A 16429-nucleotide genomic window follows, 5' to 3' on the forward strand; every position below is an offset into this window, starting at 1 on the left:
ACTGTATTGAAATTTATATGCGAATGAAATCCTTATTGAGATTGGTATCTTCAATCATATCTCTTGTGAAGCTTAGATGCCCCTTAGTTGTTATGATTCTAAAGCGATAATCTTTCATTCTAGTTAGGGTGTCTAGAAGTAACCACTTAGATTTTAATAATTTTGGTTTGGAACTTTTTAAACTCACTTCAAAAAAGTATTTGATACCACGTTTTTCGGCTACGATATCTGGAGTGAGAGAATTCCCTGTTTCCTGTCTTTTAAACGAAATAGGAGTCTCGTAACCTTCGGCGTCTGCCTTAATATTTTCGAATCCCTTGTTTTCTAGATATTCGATAGTTTCTGTTAAAAAAGCGTTGTTCTTGTTTTCTGTTTTATCTGAGTATATCATAATCAGTAAGATACAAGTCATAAGAGCCATTAAGTATTAAGCTCGGGTTAAAATAGTTACAATTAATGTTAAAGATAGTCTTGATGATAGATACGCTTTCGCGAAAGCGTAACACAAAGCAAATTACATCATCGAGAAATTGCAAAGCTATTGATAAGACATACCTACATAAGCCACCCAGTGCGTGCTATCTGCCTGTGCGGTATGCCCCATGTGTAAATCGTCAACCTTAATATGAGTATTGTGTAGACTAGATCGCCAGTCTATAAACGTACCAGTAAGGTGCGGAAGTTTTCCATCTTTATTAGACGCTCCCGTAAGTTGCTCTATGCGATTTGCAAGCAGTAAGCCAAATGGAGTGGAGTATCTACCACACCAAGTCCATTTATAAGCCTTATAATCGTCAGCCATAATGGTTATATCGTTGAACTTTTGAACCCTCTTTGTGGTGAGTTCTCCCTGCAGCGTCTCCTTTACAATATCAAGATCCTTCTGCCTAGCCTGAGCTGTCCCTATACTGTCTGTGCCAAAGGGAGCGAGATTACCGCTTCCCCAGCCCTCAGAACCGTAATGTATAGCATCATTAGAAATTACGACAGCAATATCTTTACCATATATTAGATTCTCTTCCTTCATGAGCGCAGCAATACCACTTCCTATATCATCAGAAAATAACTGCATGTTTTGGAATGTGTTGTAAGGAACGAGCATAGGTATGATTTCTAGAGCAGGGTTTTTGCGTTTTAAAAAAGGGGTTATAGCTTCTAGAGAATGTTCTAACTGCATCATAGAATCATGCACGACGTATGTTTCTTTTTTGAGTTTAGTGAGGAGTTTATCTCTAAGGTTACTTACAGGAATAATGCCATCGGGAGATTGCCAACTATCATAACTCCCAAAAATGATACGATCTTGTAAGTCAAAATTTCTTGCTCTGTGAGCTACGCCCACAAGGATAATTGTTTTGGCTTTTATTCCAGAGAGGGTTTTGTAATATAATCCTCCAGCATATCCATAATCATCATGTGGGCATATTACAGCTTTGTAGGTTTCAGAATTTGGTAGTTTATCTGCGTCATCCATTCTACTGATTATACTATCCATTTGCCATGAATATTGAGCAAAACCTATAGTATCCTCTTGATGCCTTATATGATTTTGATGTAGTGCAGCCTTTGCTTGAGGATTTTTATCGCAAGCAACGACACAAATACAGCATACAAATAGTAATAGAATAAAACGCATGTACAGTGAGTTAGACTATAAATATATATAAACTTTAATCACTAGAAATTGTAGGCATTTCCATATTAAGAAGATGCTGTTCTTTTAATTGGGATTGTGCTCTCTCGAGAATTTCCTTGGATGGTTTTTTAGCTTTTTGTTCTTTTGCTTTCTCTGGTTCAAAAGTAAGTTCTGTATACATCGGGAAATGATCAGACTTGATGTCTTTTGTGCGGTTTAGTGTCTTTACACGAAACTCTTCAGAAACAAATAGATGATCAAGTGGCCAGCGCATAAGCACATTTTGAGCATTAAATGTGTTGTAAAAGCCACGGCCTATTCGAGGATCAAGTAATGTACTTGTCTTTCTAAATAATGAGGTAGTCTCAGACCAAGCAACATCATTAAAATCGCCCATGACAATTACGGGCATTTCTCTTTTGTAAACACGAAGTGCCGTGGTCATCATCTCTGTATCTCTGTCTGAACTCATAGGATTATGCTGTGGCATAGGTGGAGTAGGGTGAATAGCAAATAATTGAAATTGTTCTCCGCTCTCCAAAGTAATTATCGCCTCCATAGAAGGAATTTCTTTGTCTACAAGATGATTAATTTTGTTCTGAGACATAGGTAAGCGTGAGTATAGCAACATCCCATAGGTGTTATCTAGTGGCTCGAGCATAAAATAAGGGTGTGATGAAGACAAGGTTTTATGTACAGCATTTTTCCATTGCACATCTGTCTCCATGAGTAATATAATATCTGGATTTTTTTGGGCTACTTGGTCGAGTAGGAGTTGGTACTCCTTATTCTTCTGTAATACATTGGCTGTATAAATTTTCAATGTATTTGATGAGTCAGTAATTGTGCTTTCTTGAGCCTCAAGATCTGCAAATGGCGTGTAAGCATAAATTTTACTTAACTGAAATAAGAAACAACCTATAAGAATGATTACAAAAAGGTAATCTTTATAATACTTTATGTCAAACCGTATGAAGTAGGTAAGGATAGCAATGAGTGTAAGTCCCGTAAGCTGAGCGTGCGGAAAATCAAAAATGCGTATCCACCAGTAATCTACGGCAATAAGAGGTAACAATGTTAAAATGACAGCAATGATGCCAAAACCTTGCAAGAAGTTTTTGAGAGTGAAATTCATTTAATTGGATTGGTTGGTTACGTAAAATTATCCTTAAAAATGCTTAACTCTCTTAAAGCCATATTAAATGGGAAAGATTTAAGATTTTAGAACGTCAGATACCGCTAGGCTTTCGATTAATAAAATCGCGAATCTCACAGTGTTCTATATGTATCCTTATCTCAATACTACAGCAGTTCCCATTGAAGAGATTCCCAACTTAAGACCTTCATTTATGACCTCTACATCCATTGTAACTCCTACAATCGCGTGAGCTCCCATTTCTTTAGCTTTGGCTTCCAGTTTCTTGAGTACTTCTTGTTTTGCAGCATCTATTCCTTCCTCACTTCGCTCATAAATCTTGTCACTATTAAGTGAATCTCGAAAACTAAGCCCTTTAGTATCGTAAATCTTTGCATAGATGAAGTCTGTAATCACACCTAAGTACTGTGTGATCTCTCTACCTTGTATACTGTTTGTAGTTGTTATAATCATTTATATAAGTTTGTATGTAAGTAGCTTTTAAGATGGTTTTGTTACGCTTTCGCGAAAGCAATAAATATAACATTGATAGTTTTATGAAGACAACCTATCTTTTCTAAATTAAACCTTATTGCATCCTCAATGCATTTTCTATTGCCTGTTCGACCGCTACGGAGGGTTCTTGAATATTGGCATTTATAATCTTACCATCTTTCCCAATGAGTATGTATTTAGGAATAAAGTTGATGTTGTATTGTTGACCGTATGCTTCACTTCTTCCATCTTCAATAAATAGATTCTGACCAACTTCTGAGTTTTCTTTGTTTAGAAAGTCCAACCATTTCTCTTTAGAACTATCTACAGACATGAGCAAAATCTCTATATCGCTATTATTTTTATACTTATTAGCAAGTTCTAAAACACTAAGTCTGTGATTGAGACAAGCTCTGCACCATGTGGCCCAATTGTCTATAAAAATTACTTTTCCTTGGTGATCTTCAAGTTTGTATTGATTTCCAAATGCATCTTCTGCTGTAAATAAGTAAGCTTTTTCCCCACTTTGAGAAGCATAAAAAGAGCTGGATGATTTTTCAAATAAGTAATTGTATGGATTTTCTTTTTCTGAAATGAAGGTTTGAGTAAGTACCTCTGTGTTAAATAATCTTTCATGTTTTTCCCAGTAAGTAGGTGCTTCCATCAAACCTTTGATATAGCTCGCTCTTAGATAATCAGCAAGCTCCTTGTTACTCGTCTGTTGATCTATGAACGCTAAAAAATCAGTAATACTTTCTATAGTATTATTATCTCTTAAATATTCAATTTCGTATTTGTAGAGATAAATATCAGGAAGAGATTTTGATGATAGCGTAATCTTTGGTATTCTATTGACAAAATCAAAATAGCTGTTATCTGGTTCCAATTCTTTCATCATTCTGCCATAATAGAATAAAAAAGAATAGATTCTCGCATCATTCTGATAGTGTAGCAATTCCAAAATATCAGTACCTATTTCGTCCTTATATAAGTCAATGTTATTAGCTCTCTCCTGTCTGAATGTTTCAAATACAAGCGGAATTGTATCTATGTTATTTGTACCAAAAAGTAAACTACTGTTATCATTTATAAACTTGTTGTTGCTGTGCCAGAGATTGTTGAGTAGTGAATCTGCTTTATCATGGGTGTTTATAATACCATCTTGATTAAGAAAAATGTTTAAACTTTTATTATTGGCTAGAATAGCCAGATAAGGATCATCATTATTTTTGTGATTTATAGTTACTGCAGTAGGACGTACTAAGTTTACAGCTTGTAGCCGATTACTATCTGAGATTTTTGCAACCAGTCTTTCAGTATTAAATTCTGAAATATAGATAGTGTCTACGGAAGTCTCAGTTTGTAAACTTATTTGTGCAGGGTTGTTTTCTTTTTGGCAGCCAACTAATGAACATATAATTACAGCTAGTAAAAGATTTTTTAGATTCATGCTTATGCAACTTTTATAACCACTTAGTTATTAAAGTACTAAATATACTCCGTGCTAATTCGTTTTACGACTAATTGTATATAAAATACAGTGTACATATGTTTTTTTCGCGAAAGCGTAATGTAAAACAATAACTGAGGCCTCTACTTAAAACTGCATAGGCACTTCGATAAGTAATATTTTAGAATCAGATTGTGCGGTAATTTCTAGCTCGGCAATGTCATAAACTCCTATGGCATCACGTCTGTCTAGTAGTTCGCCAGCGGCGTGAGCACTACCTTCAAGTACAAAAACAAAAAGGCCATTCCCTTTTTTATGCAGTTTGTGTACAAGCGTTTGCTCTTGTGTAAACTCACCCATATGAAACCAAGCATCTTGGTAAATCCATACACCCTCATCATCTTGATTTGGTGATAGTATTTGTACAAATTCATTTTTGAGGTGATGCTCATTTATTTTAATCTGATCATATCGAGGCGAGACTGGACGCTGGTTAGGCATAATCCAGATTTGTAAAAACTGTACCTCGCGATCCTTATTTTTATTATACTCACTGTGATCTATTCCAGTCCCAGCACTCATCACCTGGATGTCACCTTGCTGTATCACCGTCTGATTACCCATACTATCCTTATGCTCTAGATCACCAGAAAGCGGGATAGATACAATTTCCATATTGAGATGCCTGTGCATATCAAAACCTCTCCCCGCAGCAACAGTGTCATCATTGAGTACACGCATTGCCCCAAAGTTCATACGGTTGGGGTTATGATAACTCGCAAAGCTAAAAGTGTGAAAACTCTGTAACCACCCGTGGTTTGCGTTTCCTCGAGTGTTTGCTTTATATAGAATCGTTTGCATAGGTGATAAATTAGGGATTGAATAGCTCTATTTTTGGTTATAAAGTTACGATATGTGAACTTGTTTTTAAATGTGATTGTTACGCTTTCGCGAAAGCGTAAACCTCATACTACTCTACGTAGGATATATTTTTAATAGTGAGTTTCTTCTCCTCATTACCTAGCTGAAATGTAGTTGTTTCATCCACCTTTTTGCCAATAAGGGCTCTAGCAATAGGAGCGGTGAACGCAATTTTTTTGTCTTTTACACTAGCCTCATCTACGCCCACAATCTGGATGGTAATGGGCTTAGGCATACCAGCGATGGTATAGGTGACTGTGGCGCCAAAACGTATTTCTCCCTCATCCTTTATGTGATCAAGTAGTCTTGCGCTCTGTATGCGTTCCAGTAGTAAGTTGCGCTTCCCATTAAGTACGGCGAGTGCGCGCCTACGCTCGCGCTCATCTGTCTCATCTAGGGTGGAGATTTTATTATCTAGTGTGCTAAGCTCTTCCTTAAGCTGCGTTAATCCGTGGCTTGTGACGTAGTTTGTCACACCATCTGGTAGTGCTGCCCTAGGCGGAATTATAGGAGTTTCTTCTTGGTCATCTTCTTTTACAAATCCTCTGCTCATCTTCTTTATTTTTCGTTCTTCATTAAGGCTATACTGCGCTCAGACCAGCTTATAGTGCGTGGTCCAAAACATTCTAAAATTGCATCTACACCTATCACACTTCCCTTAGATAATCTGCCTAATACCGCTAGTGGCACAAAACTTTTACCCTCGGGTACTTCTACATAGCCATAATCGTCTGTCCGTATGCCTAGATCTGTATGTTTAGGCTCAATCATTTCATAGCTAAGCAAGTTTTTAATGATAGGTGTATCTACGGTGACAAGTTGTGGAGAATCTAGTACGGCGTTAAGCATTACATCTACGGTAACTTTTTTAACATTCGATTCAAGTTGCCAGCCTCCGTCTACGCAAGTGATTTCTGGATTATTTACAAAGTCAAGATCTAAAAATCCTGCTTTTGCAAGCGCAATAAGTTGTTGTATGCTTTCAACGGGTGGACCGTAAGAATATCGTTTTGATGCTTCGTCTAGCGCAATAACTTTGGCAACCACATCATCTGCGATTGCTGGATATGAGAACTCTCTGTAGATGGTAGGCTGGCAGTGTCGCCATACTTGACCTATAACGTAGTCAAGGCTTACCGGTGCTTCTCCCACTGCCATTTCCACTTGTTGTTGCATCATTTGCAAGACAGGTTTTTGATGGGATAGGAGTAGGGAATGCGCTAGTGATTTATTGTTGAGGTAATTTATCGTCAAAAAATAAACTTCTTCTTCGGTAAGATCGTGTTGTATGACTTTGTCTCCTAATTTTAAAAACAATGGAGCAACAACAGCTGCCATTGCTTCTAGTAGAAAGTATTGATCTTTTGCAGGGTGATCGCCGCAGGCGCCTTTATGTATCGCTTTCGCGAAAGCGTTTATAGCATCATCACTTGGCATAAACCACTTATCTACCGCTTTATTTATAGGTTTTGGCACCATAGGAAGTCCGTCTAAGGAAAAGGGAACAAACCGCTGCGGATGGTTTTCTCCAGCGTGAAAAGCTACTTCTTTGGAATCATTATCAAGTATTTCAAAATGTGCACCGCGTCGCAAGGTGAGCGCACGTATCTGATCAATCATAGCAAGTCCAAAACCTCTAAAAGCAACTACGCTCTCTGAGGTAATGTTTGCATTTATCATTTTTTCTACAGGATAGGCTTCTGTAAATAGTAGGGCGTTATCAGTTTGTGTAACGTGATCTTTCCACTCTTGCAGTTGCTCTGATAGCTCCGTATTCTGATGTCCTATTGTGAGAACCACTTCATCTATTGCGGTGATGGATGTATTTTCTGTAATTGCTGTGAATACTGGTGCGATATAGGTGAGTTTGGTAACAGTTTCCTCAACAATATTTAGCAAGTCAAATCCCTTAAGCGCACTTGCAATAGTCTCAAAACGAGTGTTAAGGTAGGTTCCCATCTTTGCCCGTGGAGGAAACTGATCTGGATACGTAGCTGGTGGATTTTGTTGTTCTTCTGGTAACCACTCCGTATATGAGGGAAATGCAGGGATGATATCATCACCAAGTTTTATTTCTGGTCTGCCAGGTAAGTCTTGTAAGGCACGCTCAGTGATATTAAGCCAGTTGCTCGCTACTTGCTCAGGATTCCATACCCAGCCTGCTCCTGGGTATTTAAAAGGTTCAAATAAGGTGACTTTTATTTGAGCTTCTGGAGCGTTATTGTAGAGCGCGGTAAAAAGGCTTTCGAGAGCAAAAAGTCCTCTAGGACCTCCTCCTATTATGGCATAGTGTTTCATAGGTTGGTTGTTATACTCACCCTTTATAATAGAGCAAGTGTAACAAAGCTATGGCATTACTACGCTAGAAGGTAGTTGTTTAAGATTGTGTTAGGAGTTATTTAATACCCCATACTGATAGTCACATCATTTGTAAAGCGCTCGTTGTTAACCACAAACCGTGTGTGCAACTCTTTAAATAAATCCATAAGCGGAAGTACAGGGCTGTTCCAGTTGTCAAATTCTAGATGATATTTTGCTATCAACATATAATGATCATCCTCGTTTGTACCCGTAATTATAGGCTGGAAGCTATCTTCTTGAGCAATTTCTTTTAAGATTGCAATATGACTGTTGTTTCTTAAAAACTCGGTCATTTGAGAGCTGTCACTATTGATGTTAAAGCGCTTTGATTTGCCTATAAAAAGTGATTTAATATGCGAGTTTGTAGTAAGTTCAAAAGTGTGACTCTCTGGCTGTTTTGGTAACTTCATAGAGATATGACCAGAAAATTCTTTTCCAGTGATATTAATGATATTCATCTCAGTATCTCCTATAGGTATTTTTAATAAATACTGAACCTTAGGAAGGCGTATGCCGCCACCTATACTAGTATCTTGATCTTGGTATAAAAAAGTACCTCCTTGCTCTGTCGCTATATTTTGAAAAAATGATTTATACATACCCTATATGTAGGAAAGTATTTCACTTTGTTACATTAACTACGTTTTTTTAATCTGTTAAAGTCTAAAAACCAACGCATACGCAAACGTAAGGTACTTTATCAAGTATTATAATCGCTAGTAGCTAAAACATTTTTACAAATCTAGCGTACACTATTAGTTTTAATAGTTAATTGGGTAGTTGTGATGTATTTAATTCTACTCAAATTTTTCACTAAACTCTTTTAGATTCTTTAAATCTGTTTCATTTTTAATATATGCTTGTGCATCTTCTAGAATGAGGTGTGCTTGGGAGTCTATTACCTCCTTATAATTATCGTCTATGGTTTTTACGTTTTTTAGGTAATATAGTGAGGTTAGCATTTTTGTCATCATGATGAAATCAGACTTACAGTACTGACGTAGGCTGGCAAATATGAAATATAGCAGTTCTTCAAAATCTACTGTATCTAGTGATACCACTGCTTTACTCTTATCATTTATTACATAGCTATTATCTTTTTTCTGCATTCTTAATGCAAATAGCTCTGTGAGATAATCAACGCAAGTAATGGCAGTACCTGGGTCATTTATACCTGGGCTCATGGCTTTTACTGCAATTTCTGTGAGCTGTTTAAAACCAAGTACATAATTGAGTTTTACTATCTCACTACGAGAAAACCCAAAGCATGACTGTAGCATCTCCTGATTTTCTTCATCTAGCTCTTTACTTACTTTTACAATAGGAACATCTACTAGTACAAATTCTCCTTTAGAAACCAGCATTTTTATAGAGATGTCACAGTCTTTTGCCAGCTTGGACAGTGAGTCAAATGCTATATCATTGAGATATCCAGATGAGGTGCTTTTATAACCATGCCACTCAGAAATATCGTCAAAAACTTCTAAACCTTGAACTTCACTTTCTTTATCAATTAATGTTTGTAACCTTTTGTGAGCTGAAGAAAAGATGCGGTCTGTAATATTATTAATCTGTATAGCTTGCGATATAGAATGTATAAAATAGATAAAGGCTGCAAGTACATGAATACTTAAAATAATTCCCACAAGCACTGCAAAACCAGGTAACTGATGCTTGTCATCACTAGGCACAATACTCAGCAATACGATAATGCAATAGATGATTACAGCAATATAAAACCCTAATACATATTGGTGCTTTTTATTTGATATAAGTCCGGGGAGGATACGAGGAGAGTAATTACTCGAGGCTTGATTGAGTAATAACATCACCATAGAGAAGCTAAAAACCATAAGAGAGATGATTCCCCCTATAAAAGTGCTCAGTAAGGTGCGAGCGGTATCTGCGTTATTGATCACTAACCATGGTATATTTTCCATGAAATATTTAGAAACTCCTTGCTCTTCTATATAAAGCATTAAAAAAGCAAAGGCAAGTCCGGTTAATGCAATAAGACTTGGGAAGAACGCTATGTTTCCAGTAATCTGGCTATATAATAACTTGAGTTTTGTGTAAATTTTATTCATCATTGCAATTTCCGTAAAATAGTTTGAGTAGGATTCTTTTTTAATATTAGTTAACAGTGTGACTAGTGTTTAGGGTATTACGCTTTCGCGAAAGCGTAAAAAATTATAGAAATAGGACTTCTATAGTATCACCCTACAAGGGATAGTCCCACTAACCGGAACATGTAAGTCTTAGTGCGCACATTAAGGGCTACTTCTAAATAAAGTACATACGTTGTTCCAATACATGAGTAATATCGAGCAATATTTTAATAAGCTCAGCTTCTACCAACTAAACCTATAATATGTTTTAACATTTTTTAATAGTTGGCGTTAATTGTATGGTAAAAAGAATATTTTCGCTAAAGCGTTTATAATAAAATCCAATTCTTTGCATTAAACGTATAACCATTAAACAACTATTAAATTATGGATAACCAAAAAAGTGGAAACGGGATTAAGATTATTGCAGGTATTCTTGCGGTACTTCTTGTCGTAGCCGGTGCCTTTGCTGTAAAACTGTATAACCAAGAGAAGGATACAAAAAGCCAACTCACAAAGGAGAAGAACGTTGTACTCTCAGATCTTAAAGAAATGGTGAGTAAATATGATGTAGTTATTGAGGAGAATAACCTCAAAGACACAGAACTTAATGATGCACGCGATAGAATCCAGAAACTTATAGGCGATATTGATGCAAAAGACGCAACCATTGCGAGTTTAGGAAAATATAGAGCTGAGGTCTTTAAACTACGTAATGAGCGTGATTTCTTATTTGCTCAAAATGATTCTTTACGCGGAAGTAACCAGATGCTTGCTATGCGTATAGACAGTACTACTTATGAACTTGAAGTACAGCGTGGAGTAGGGGACTCTCTTGCACTAGAAAATAATGCCCTTGCAGAAAGAGTAACATTAGGATCTGCACTAGCAGCAAATAAGCTTAGAGCGGTGGGAGTTATAGAGCGTTCTTCTGGTAAACTAGTAGAAAACTCAAACAATAGACGTGTAGATAAACTTAGGGCTTGTTATACAGTACCTCAAAACAGACTTGCAGAAGCTGGAGATCGTGTATTATATGTACAAATCATTGATCCTTCTGGAGCTACATTAGGAGAAAACAAGCAAGTTGCCTTTGACGGTAAAGTGGTTAACTATAGTGCGATTTCTAAGTTCTACTATGAGAACACTGCACTTGATATTTGTGAGAATGTAGGTAAAACAACAAAGGATTTTCTTGAAGGAAAATATGAGGTAAACGTGTTTGATAAAGGAGTACTTATTGCTCAAACATCATTCAGTTTAAAATAGAAGATACTTAAGTAGGTTAAGTAAGAACCCGCAATGCGACCTAGGTCCATTGCGGGTTTATTTTGTTATAAACGTTACTATAGTTTTTTAGTCAAGATTAGGATACCAGTCTAACTGTACAACCTCAATAGCATCACTTCCTTTGTTTACAAGAGATTTAAACGTACTAACATCACTTAGGCCGTCAGATCCTCTATAGTGAAAAGGATATACTTGTGTAGGTTTAAAATCTAAAACTGCACTAGCGGCACTCTCCACCGTCATAGTGTAAGGTAAGTTCATACATACAAAGGCAACGTCAATATCTTGTAAATTGCGCATCTCAGGTATATCTTCTGTATCTCCAGAAAAGTAAACTCTCTTACCATCTTTCTCAAGTACGTAGCCATTACCCCATCCCTTTTTGTGACGGCGTTTCTCTACTGGACCTAGATTATACATCGGTACAGCGTTTGTCGTAATACCTAAAATTTCTACTTTTTCTCCGTTATTTAAGATATCTAACTTTGAGCTAAAAGCCTCCGGCATTTTTTCTGCTACAGATTGTGGCACAACGATTCTTGCGGTTGAGGTGTCTAGACCTTCGAGCGTTTTTACATTGAGGTGGTCTCCGTGTAGGTGTGTAATGACAATAAGATCTGGCTTTTTATAACCTTTATAAAGCTCAGGTTTTCCCACTGGATCTACATAAACGGTTCTGCCATCCCAGTTAAGAATAGTAGACGCGTGCTCAATAGGGATAATTTCAAACTCCTTAATTTCTGAGTCTGTTGTGGTAGTTAGTTCTTCCACTTCTTCTACCGTGGTAACGGTTTCCGTTTCTTTTACTGTTTCTTTACAGCTACTCATCGTACAAGCGATAAGAAAGAGGGTACATAAATATTTCATAACATTGTTTTAATGGATTACATTAACAAAGTTATCGTCTCGTGTGTTACATTATGACAAAAATTAGTTAAATACGAGTTCCATTTTAATGTTTGCGCGCTTGTAGACCACATCTTCTTCAAGAGGAATTTCTATAAAACCCCATTTTTTATAGATATGAATGGCATTTTCTAGCGTACGGTGTGAGTATAAGATGAGTTTGTTGAGGTGTTGCGCTTTCGCGAAAGCGATACAATGTGCAATCAATTGCTGCCCAATACCCATTCCTCTCGCCGAAGGTGAAACTGCCATCTTTGTGAGTTCTAACACACCCGTATTTCCAGTAGGCATTAGTGCTACCGTACCTAGAATTTGATCATCTTTTGATGCAAAGAAGATAAAACCTCCTTTGTTTATGATATATTCTTCAGGATTACTCAACACTTTGAGATCATAAGGCTCTACGTAGAAAAAGGCCTCGAGCCATTCTATATTAAGAGTTTTAAAGTCTGCAGCAAATTGAGAATTGTATGGAATGATGTTCACAGTGATTGATTTGTAAAAGTTGTGATTGTTTTAATGTGATTCTACAGCGCTTAGTTCTTGTATACACTCTTCTCTTATCTTCCATATTTCATCAAGACTATATGCTAGCTTATCTCTCTCTATCCAATCCTGTAGTACAGATTTGTGATAGTCTTCTTTATAATCCTGTATCTGATCTGTATCGATAGTGGTTTGCATAAGTACCGCATCTCTCCATTTCATACTGTATGTTCCAGCAAAGGTATAATCGTACATCTCATCATCATATGCCAGTACGGTATGTGCCTCCAGTATATAAGGTAGGTCATACTTTTCAAGCACATTACCTATGCCTGGGGTATTGGTATTATCCATGGCATAAATTATGAGCTCTAGTTGTAGTCCATAAATGGCATGTTCATCTGTGAGTGCTTTTAAAGTTGCGTGTTTTGTACTACATGTGCCTTGCCCTTCGGTAATCACAGATCCCAATTCTAAAGGGTTTTTTAACCTACCATATGGAAGATTATGTATAGCACGTATAGCATCGTAAAATGTTCTTATTCCTTTATTAATAAAAATGTCACCTACGGTATTTCCTGGTGTAATGTTAAAGTTAGGTATGATCATAAAATTCCTTCGTCTGCGCATCATTATTTACTGGGGAAGTATATAGAGACAATAACTTAACGCATTATAAAAAGGTAGGGGTTTTCGTGATTATTAAATATGCTATTTTTTATAATTGGATAAAAGTAATTGGCTCCATGAACTAGGAGATCTCTTAATAATTTAATTCTAATAGTACTTTTAACCGTCTTAAAGGTAGGAACTTTACTTCATTATATATCTAAGATTGTGCGGAGAATTTCATATTAAAATGTAAAATATTGAACGTTAGTAATGTAAGAATTTTCTTGATAAGTCCCCTTCTAATCTATAATAAATTGGCTGATTTACTGTAACCCTTTTTTGTATTTTTAGATTTGAAAAAAACATACACTATGAGTAAATCACATAAAGGTCTTAATACCATTTGTACGCATACAGGAGAAATCAAAGACGAGCAGTTTCAGGGAGCTGTATCTCCTATTTACTTATCATCTTCTTATGCCTTTATGGATGTAGATGTAAAGCGTTACCCACGCTATTTTAATACTCCTAATCAAGAAGGATTAGGTAAGAAAATTGCTGCTCTTGAGAAGACAGAAGCGGGGATGATCTTTGGTAGTGGTATGGCGGCAGTAAGTACTGCATTGCTGGCTTTTTTGAGAAGTGGCGACCATGTTGTACTTCAAGAAACTTTATATGGAGGTACGTATAACCTAGTAGTTGAGGAGTTTGAAAAGTACGGTATCACATATTCATTTACAGAGGATTTGAGTGAAGCCGCTTTCGCGAAAGCGATAACTCCACAAACTAAAGTGATTTACATTGAGACACCTTCTAATCCACTTATGAAGGTCACAGATATGAAGATGGTTGCTACACTCGCCAAAAAGCACGGCATTGTGACTATGATAGATAATACATTTGCCTCTCCAGTAAATCAAAATCCAGCAGATTTTGGGATTGATATTATACTTCACTCTGCAACAAAATATATGGGAGGGCACAGTGACATCTGTGCAGGTGCTATTGCTGCGAGTCAAGAACATATGGATCGCATCTGGAATCTGGCAAAAAATCTAGGAGGAAGTCTAAGTGACCTTACCGTATGGATGCTTGAGCGTAGCATGAAAACCATGGCACTACGTGTAAAAGCTCAAAATAGAAATGCAAAGAAAATAGCAAAATGGCTTGATAAGAAAGACGAGATAAGTCGCGTGTACTATCCGGGACTAAAATCTCATCCAGATTATAAACTAGCCAAAGAGCAGATGAGCGGTTTTGGAGGGATGATGTCCTTCGAGTTAGCATCACATATAGATGCCGAAGATTTTCAAAAAGCGCTACAACTTATCAAACCATCTATGAGTCTTGCAGGTGTAGAGAGTACGATGCTATGTCCAGCACAAACTTCACACTCATTACTAGGAGAAGAAGAGCGAGCAAAACAAGGTATCGCAGATGGCTTAATTCGTTTTTCTGTAGGAATAGAGGAGAAGGCAGACCTGATGGAAGATATAGACCAAGCACTTAAGGCTGTTTTGAAAAAGACAGTACTAGTCGCAGATTAAAACTCGATTGCGCTTAACCTTTTATTTATTCTTAAAAGTGGGTAATTAAATAAAGGGAAATGTCATTCACACGTAAGTTTGATGACTATATAACAATAACACAAAAGATACTCGCACAGCGAGCATACATATGAAACTAGATATACTTGCCATAGGAGCACACCCAGATGATGTAGAATTAGGCTGTGGTGCAACCATAGCAAAGGAAATTGCAAATGGAAAGAAAGTAGGAATACTTGATCTCACAAGAGGCGAACTAGGAACTCGTGGGAGTGCAGAGATACGTGATGAGGAGGCTGCAGCTGCAGCAAAGATTCTAGGTGTAGCAGTACGTGAGAATATTGCACTTGCAGATGGTTTCTTTGTGAATGATAAAGAGAGCCAACTCAAAATCATCGAAGTAATAAGAAAGTATCAGCCAGAAATAGTGCTTTGTAATGCTATTACAGACAGGCATATAGACCACGGCAAGGGAAGTAAACTTGCAAGTGATGCTTGCTTCTTGAGTGGATTGAAAAAAATAGAAACCTCTGTAGATGGGAAGGCTCAAGAAAAATGGCGTCCTAAAACGGTATATCATTATATACAATGGCAGCACATCGAGCCGGATGTAGTGGTAGATGTAAGTGGTTTTATGGATAAAAAGTATGATGCTGTCTTTGCATACAGCTCACAGTTTCACGATCCAAATAATAAAGATGGTGATACACCAATTTCTAGCGAAACCTTCAAGGAGAGTATTAATTATCGCTCTAGAGACCTTGGACGTCTCATAGGAACAGAATATGGAGAAGGTTTTACTGTAGAGCGCTATCCAGCGGTAGAAAGTTTATTTGATTTAAAATAAAATGGTGATGATACAACGGATTTTAATTGTTTGTTTTTTAACGTGCGGAGTGGTTGCGATAGGTCAAACGTCTTCGTTTCATTTAGATAGTATACCTACCTCGATACCTTTCAGACACGTGCCAAATGTATCTACCTTAGATACCCTTGAGAAGTCACCTTCTCAACTGCTTAAGAGATATGATATGTCAGGAGATCTCATTGTTGATGAAAAGATTGCGTCTAGTAAACAGAAAGCATATACCATGAGGGTTTATTCTGTTAAATCAAATGACGAGATGAGAGTCGTTATCCCAGATACCACCACGAAGCAATACTTAAGAATATATGGAGTAGATAAAACCACATTAAATAACTAGGGAATAAATATTCTGAGTTATAAAAAAGCCACCTACGGGTGGCTTTCTTGTGCTTAATGTTTTCAGCTAAACTATATGTTGTCAACTTATGAGCATAAAAAAAGTCTTCAGATTTCTCTGAAGACTTGAATAAGGGTGGAAGACCGGGTTCGAACCGGCGACCTCTGGTACCACAAACCAGCGCTCTAACCAACTGAGCTACAACCACCATTTTAATTGCGAGTGCAAAGATAATTAATATTAGAAGATGTGCAACTTTTTCTAATAAAAAAAGGAG

At 37.0% G+C, this 16429-nt stretch carries 17 protein-coding genes and 1 tRNA gene; 4 read left to right on the forward strand and 14 right to left on the reverse strand.

Going from position 1 to position 16429, the window contains the following annotated elements:
* Positions 1-13 precede the first annotated feature (13 nt).
* The 10 genes from SJY23_RS11180 to SJY23_RS11225 all read right to left on the reverse strand — a co-directional run bounded on the left by SJY23_RS11180 (position 14) and on the right by SJY23_RS11225 (position 10085).
* Positions 14-391 carry a hypothetical protein gene (locus SJY23_RS11180; protein WP_396596402.1) on the reverse strand — a complete coding sequence of 126 codons (378 nt, stop codon included), beginning with the start codon at positions 389-391 and terminating at the stop codon, positions 14-16.
* Positions 392-538: 147 nt separating this feature from the next.
* Entirely contained in the window at positions 539-1636 is a 1098-nt protein-coding gene (amrB, locus tag SJY23_RS11185) for an AmmeMemoRadiSam system protein B (protein ID WP_396596403.1), read from the reverse strand.
* A 34-nt stretch (positions 1637-1670) separates the two neighbouring features.
* The gene (locus SJY23_RS11190; protein ID WP_396596404.1) at positions 1671-2771 is read right to left on the reverse strand and encodes an endonuclease/exonuclease/phosphatase family protein; all 1101 of its coding nucleotides are present in this window, start codon (positions 2769-2771) and stop codon (positions 1671-1673) included.
* Between the two features lie 156 nt (positions 2772-2927).
* Entirely contained in the window at positions 2928-3245 is a 318-nt protein-coding gene (locus SJY23_RS11195) for a YbjQ family protein (protein WP_035337353.1), read from the reverse strand.
* Positions 3246-3360: 115 nt separating this feature from the next.
* The gene (locus SJY23_RS11200; RefSeq protein ID WP_396596405.1) at positions 3361-4716 is read right to left on the reverse strand and encodes a TlpA family protein disulfide reductase; all 1356 of its coding nucleotides are present in this window, start codon (positions 4714-4716) and stop codon (positions 3361-3363) included.
* Positions 4717-4863: 147 nt separating this feature from the next.
* Positions 4864-5577, reverse strand: a complete 714-nt coding sequence (locus tag SJY23_RS11205) for a pirin family protein (protein WP_396596406.1) — start codon at positions 5575-5577, stop codon at positions 4864-4866.
* 109 nt (positions 5578-5686) lie between these two features.
* Positions 5687-6190: a GreA/GreB family elongation factor gene (locus SJY23_RS11210; RefSeq protein ID WP_396596407.1), complete on the reverse strand. Its 504-nt coding sequence runs from the start codon at positions 6188-6190 to the stop codon at positions 5687-5689.
* A gap of 5 nt (positions 6191-6195) precedes the next feature.
* A complete protein-coding gene (locus SJY23_RS11215; protein ID WP_396596408.1) occupies positions 6196-7935 on the reverse strand; it encodes an FAD/NAD(P)-binding protein in 1740 nt (579 codons plus the stop codon).
* Positions 7936-8036: 101 nt separating this feature from the next.
* Positions 8037-8597 carry a hypothetical protein gene (locus tag SJY23_RS11220; RefSeq protein ID WP_396596409.1) on the reverse strand — a complete coding sequence of 187 codons (561 nt, stop codon included), beginning with the start codon at positions 8595-8597 and terminating at the stop codon, positions 8037-8039.
* 198 nt (positions 8598-8795) lie between these two features.
* Positions 8796-10085: a DUF2254 domain-containing protein gene (locus SJY23_RS11225; RefSeq protein WP_396596410.1), complete on the reverse strand. Its 1290-nt coding sequence runs from the start codon at positions 10083-10085 to the stop codon at positions 8796-8798.
* Between the two features lie 408 nt (positions 10086-10493).
* On the opposite strand from SJY23_RS11225, the gene SJY23_RS11230 reads away from it, so the two are divergent.
* The gene (locus SJY23_RS11230) at positions 10494-11375 is read left to right on the forward strand and encodes a hypothetical protein (protein ID WP_396596411.1); all 882 of its coding nucleotides are present in this window, start codon (positions 10494-10496) and stop codon (positions 11373-11375) included.
* Between the two features lie 87 nt (positions 11376-11462).
* On the opposite strand, the gene SJY23_RS11235 is transcribed toward SJY23_RS11230, so the two are convergent.
* The 3 genes from SJY23_RS11235 to SJY23_RS11245 all read right to left on the reverse strand — a co-directional run bounded on the left by SJY23_RS11235 (position 11463) and on the right by SJY23_RS11245 (position 13397).
* A complete protein-coding gene (locus SJY23_RS11235; RefSeq protein ID WP_396596412.1) occupies positions 11463-12263 on the reverse strand; it encodes an MBL fold metallo-hydrolase in 801 nt (266 codons plus the stop codon).
* Positions 12264-12326: 63 nt separating this feature from the next.
* Complete coding sequence (locus SJY23_RS11240) at positions 12327-12788, reverse strand: GNAT family N-acetyltransferase (protein ID WP_396596413.1); 462 nt, start codon at positions 12786-12788, stop codon at positions 12327-12329.
* 30 nt (positions 12789-12818) lie between these two features.
* On the reverse strand, positions 12819-13397 hold the full coding sequence (locus SJY23_RS11245; protein ID WP_396596414.1) for a hypothetical protein: 579 nt from the start codon (positions 13395-13397) through the stop codon (positions 12819-12821).
* Positions 13398-13771: 374 nt separating this feature from the next.
* Here SJY23_RS11245 and SJY23_RS11250 point away from each other — a divergent pair, with 374 nt between their 5' ends.
* The 3 genes from SJY23_RS11250 (at position 13772) to SJY23_RS11260 (ending at position 16152) form a co-directional block, all read left to right on the forward strand.
* A complete protein-coding gene (locus SJY23_RS11250; protein ID WP_396596415.1) occupies positions 13772-14947 on the forward strand; it encodes a trans-sulfuration enzyme family protein in 1176 nt (391 codons plus the stop codon).
* 130 nt (positions 14948-15077) lie between these two features.
* Positions 15078-15794 carry a bacillithiol biosynthesis deacetylase BshB1 gene (gene bshB1 / locus SJY23_RS11255; RefSeq protein ID WP_035337338.1) on the forward strand — a complete coding sequence of 239 codons (717 nt, stop codon included), beginning with the start codon at positions 15078-15080 and terminating at the stop codon, positions 15792-15794.
* Positions 15795-15801: 7 nt separating this feature from the next.
* Positions 15802-16152: a hypothetical protein gene (locus SJY23_RS11260; RefSeq protein ID WP_396596416.1), complete on the forward strand. Its 351-nt coding sequence runs from the start codon at positions 15802-15804 to the stop codon at positions 16150-16152.
* Positions 16153-16285: 133 nt separating this feature from the next.
* On the opposite strand, the gene SJY23_RS11265 is transcribed toward SJY23_RS11260, so the two are convergent.
* Positions 16286-16361 (reverse strand) — tRNA-His (locus SJY23_RS11265).
* Between the last annotated feature and the right edge of the window lie 68 nt (positions 16362-16429).

Origin of the sequence: Dokdonia sp. R86516 (assembly GCF_044596715.1) — a bacterium.
Lineage (GTDB): Bacteria > Bacteroidota > Bacteroidia > Flavobacteriales > Flavobacteriaceae > Dokdonia.